Here is a 3,489-nt window from a genome sequence, read left to right on the forward strand (position 1 = left end):
GCAGGGGGAGCCAAATTCCAAAGAAGCCGTGTCGAAAGACGCGGCTTTTTGCGTTTCAAGAACCCAAAACTTCCCTTTCCTGATTTTAGGCTTAATACCTATACTTTTCGTACAAACAGACAAAACCTTATGTTTCACTGGTTGTTATTCGCTACGCAAAGCAGGATAATAACGGGATCGGAGCTCTTTACACTTATTATTATGACCGAATATTTCTTATTGTTGGTGGGAACTGTCCTCGTCAACAATTTCGTACTGGTAAAATTCCTTGGGTTGTGCCCTTTCATGGGTGTGTCAAAAAAACTCGAGACCGCAATTGGCATGGGGTTAGCCACGACATTCGTGCTGACACTTGCATCCGTGTGCGCGTACTTAGTGGAAACTTACGTTTTAGTGCCTTTAGGTATTCAGTATTTGCGAACCATGAGTTTCATCTTGGTTATCGCCGTTGTCGTGCAGTTCACTGAGATGGTGGTTCATAAAACCAGTCCAACGCTTTATCGTTTGCTAGGTATTTTCCTACCCCTGATCACCACTAACTGTGCGGTTTTGGGCGTAGCATTACTAAACATCAACGAAAACCACAACTTTATCGAATCCATTATCTATGGCTTCGGAGCGGCGGTTGGTTTCTCTTTAGTTCTTATCTTGTTTGCTTCAATGCGTGAACGTATTGCCGCTGCTGATGTGCCAGCTCCCTTTAAAGGAGCCTCGATTGCCATGATCACAGCGGGGCTCATGTCTCTTGCATTTATGGGCTTCACTGGGTTGGTGAAACTGTAATGACGACAATTCTTATCGCAATTATTGCTCTTGTTATCTTAGCGGCCGTTTTTGGGGCCGTTCTCGGTTTTGCTTCGATTAAGTTTAAAGTAGAAGCTGACCCAATTGTTGACCAAATCGACGGTATTCTGCCTCAAACACAATGTGGACAATGTGGCTACCCTGGCTGCCGCCCTTATGCGGAAGCTATCGCAAACGGCGACGCTATTAACAAGTGCCCTCCCGGTGGTCAAGCAACTATCGAGAAGCTTGCTGACTTAATGGGTGTTGAAGTCGAAGACTCCGCTCATGACGCTGAAAAGTCGATAAAGAAAGTGGCTTTTATCCATGAAGATATGTGTATTGGTTGTACTAAATGCATCCAAGCCTGCCCAGTAGACGCCATCGTTGGCGGAACAAAAGCACTGCACACCGTTATCAAAGACGAATGTACTGGCTGTGACCTATGCGTTGCCCCATGCCCTACTGACTGTATTGAAATGATTCCTGTAAAAACAACCGCTGATACTTGGAAATGGCAGCTAGATGCTATTCCTGTTGTCAATATTTCCGAAACTCAAACACAAGCTAGCGGTGAGTAGGGAGCGTCATGTTATCACTTATTGAACAAATCAAATCTGGTTCTCTTTGGGATTTCCCTGGTGGCGTACACCCGCAAGAAAACAAGAAGCAATCCAACCAAAGCTCTATCGCTAAGGCAAACATTCCAAATGAGTTAGTGATTCCACTCAAACAGCATATTGGTAAGCCAGGCGATATATTAGTAACCGTGGGTGAGCGTGTCTTGAAGGGACAACCGCTCAGCCAAGTCAATGCCGCATTTATGCTGCCGATTCACGCGCCAACATCTGGAACGATAAAGGCCATTGAACCACGCACTATTGCACACCCATCAGGTTTGAGCGACCTATGTATTGTGATCGAAGCTGATCAACAAGACGAATGGTTCGAGCTGAACCCATGCGAGAGTTATCTTGATGAGCTACCAGAGTCCTTGATAGAGCGAATCCGCTTAGCGGGTATTTCTGGTATGGGCGGCGCAGGTTTTCCGACGGCAAAGAAAATCCAATCGGGCTTACAACGCACTGAGATTCTAATTCTCAACGCCGCCGAATGTGAGCCCTATATCACTGCTGATGACCGCTTAATGCAAGATAAGGCGCAGGAAGTCATTGAAGGTATTAAGATCCTCAATCACATTCTCAAACCAAAGTTGACAATCATTGGTATTGAAGACAACAAGCCGGAGGCGATTAAAGCGCTGGAACAAGCAGCGACAGATGAAGATATCGTCATTCGAGTCATTCCAACTAAATATCCATCTGGTGGCGAAAAGCAGCTCATTAAAATACTTACCAACCTGGAAGTCCCTGTAGGCGGCATTCCTGCTGATATTGGTTTGATGGTGCAAAATGTTGGCTCTGCCTATGCAATCAAACGTGCCGTTTGCGATGGTGAGCCTTTGATTGAGCGCGTTGTTACTCTAACAGGGAAAACCTTTAAACAGCCACGCAATGTTTGGGCATTGATTGGCACTCCTGTGCAATCTTTATTGGATCAGTTTGGTTACAAAGCTGATAAGAAATCCCCTCGCTTAATTATGGGCGGCCCTATGATGGGCTTCACTTTGCCTCATGCGAATGTGCCAATTACTAAAACAGCGAACTGTATTTTAGCTCCAACTTATCGAGAGATTGATCCTCGTTCACATGAAATGTCATGCATTCGTTGTAGTCAATGTGCAGAAGCTTGCCCTGCGTCTTTGTTACCTCAGCAATTACAGTGGTACGCGAAATCTCAAGATTACGATAAGTGTGAAGAGTTAAACCTTAAAGACTGTATCGAATGTGGAGCTTGTGCTTTTGTTTGTCCAAGTGAGATCCCGTTAGTTCATTACTACCGCCAGGCTAAAGCCGAAATTCGTACTCGGAAACAAGAATCTGAGGCAGCAGAACGAGCCAAAGTTCGATTTGAAGAGAAGAAAGCACGTCTAGAGCGTGATAAAGCCGAACGCGAGAACCGCTTCAAGAAAGCCGCTGACGACCGTCGCAAACAGATGAAATCCTCTGGTGGCGACGATGCCATCGCTGCTGCGATTGAACGCGTAAAAGCACAAAAATCCATCTCTGCAACGAATGAAGTTAAGCCTGCCGTTGCCGCAGCCATAGCTCGTGCCAAAGCTAAACAAGCGGAAGCCGCTAAACAAGGACAAGCAGAACCAGACAACTCCGAAATGACCAAGTTGCGAGAAGAACGTAAACGCTTGGCTAGAGAGCGAAAAGCAAATAAGCCAACTGAAGCGGATACTGCACAAGGCTCAGACAGTATTGAGCAAGACCCTAAAAAAGCGGCTATTGCCGCTGCATTAGCCAGAGCAAAAGCGAAGAAAGCCGCTCAACAGTTACAAGCTGAAGAATCGTCAGGTGAAGAATCTCAGTCGTCGAAAAAAGACGCTGTTGCCGCTGCAATTGCCCGCGCTAAAGCAAGGAAGCAAGCAGCAACCGAAGCCGAGCCGGAAACTCAAGACAACGATACGCCTGCTAAGGACGATCCGAAGAAAGCAGCCGTTGCTGCCGCTATCGCTCGTGCTAAAGCGCGTAAGCAAGCTACAGTAGAAACAGAGCCTGAAACTCAAGACGCCAACGCCCCTGCTAAAGACGATCCAAAAAAAGCAGCCGTTGCTGCCGCTATCGCTCGTGCTAAAGC

Annotated in this window: 3 protein-coding genes; all 3 read left to right on the forward strand. The window is 46.5% G+C overall.

The features are described from left to right. The first annotated feature begins 201 nt into the window (after positions 1-201). Positions 202-783, forward strand: a complete 582-nt coding sequence (gene rsxA, locus AWH66_RS06395; RefSeq protein ID WP_006072943.1) for an electron transport complex subunit RsxA — start codon at positions 202-204, stop codon at positions 781-783. Next, a complete protein-coding gene (gene rsxB / locus AWH66_RS06400) occupies positions 783-1,364 on the forward strand; it encodes an electron transport complex subunit RsxB (RefSeq protein ID WP_006072942.1) in 582 nt (193 codons plus the stop codon). Before rsxA ends, rsxB begins: the two co-directional genes overlap by 1 nt. An 8-nt stretch (positions 1,365-1,372) precedes the next feature. After that, a partial coding sequence (gene rsxC / locus AWH66_RS06405) for an electron transport complex subunit RsxC (protein WP_071487844.1) occupies positions 1,373-3,489 on the forward strand: 2,117 nt, incomplete at its 3' end.

This window comes from Vibrio barjaei, from assembly GCF_001639065.2.
GTDB lineage: Bacteria > Pseudomonadota > Gammaproteobacteria > Enterobacterales > Vibrionaceae > Vibrio > Vibrio barjaei.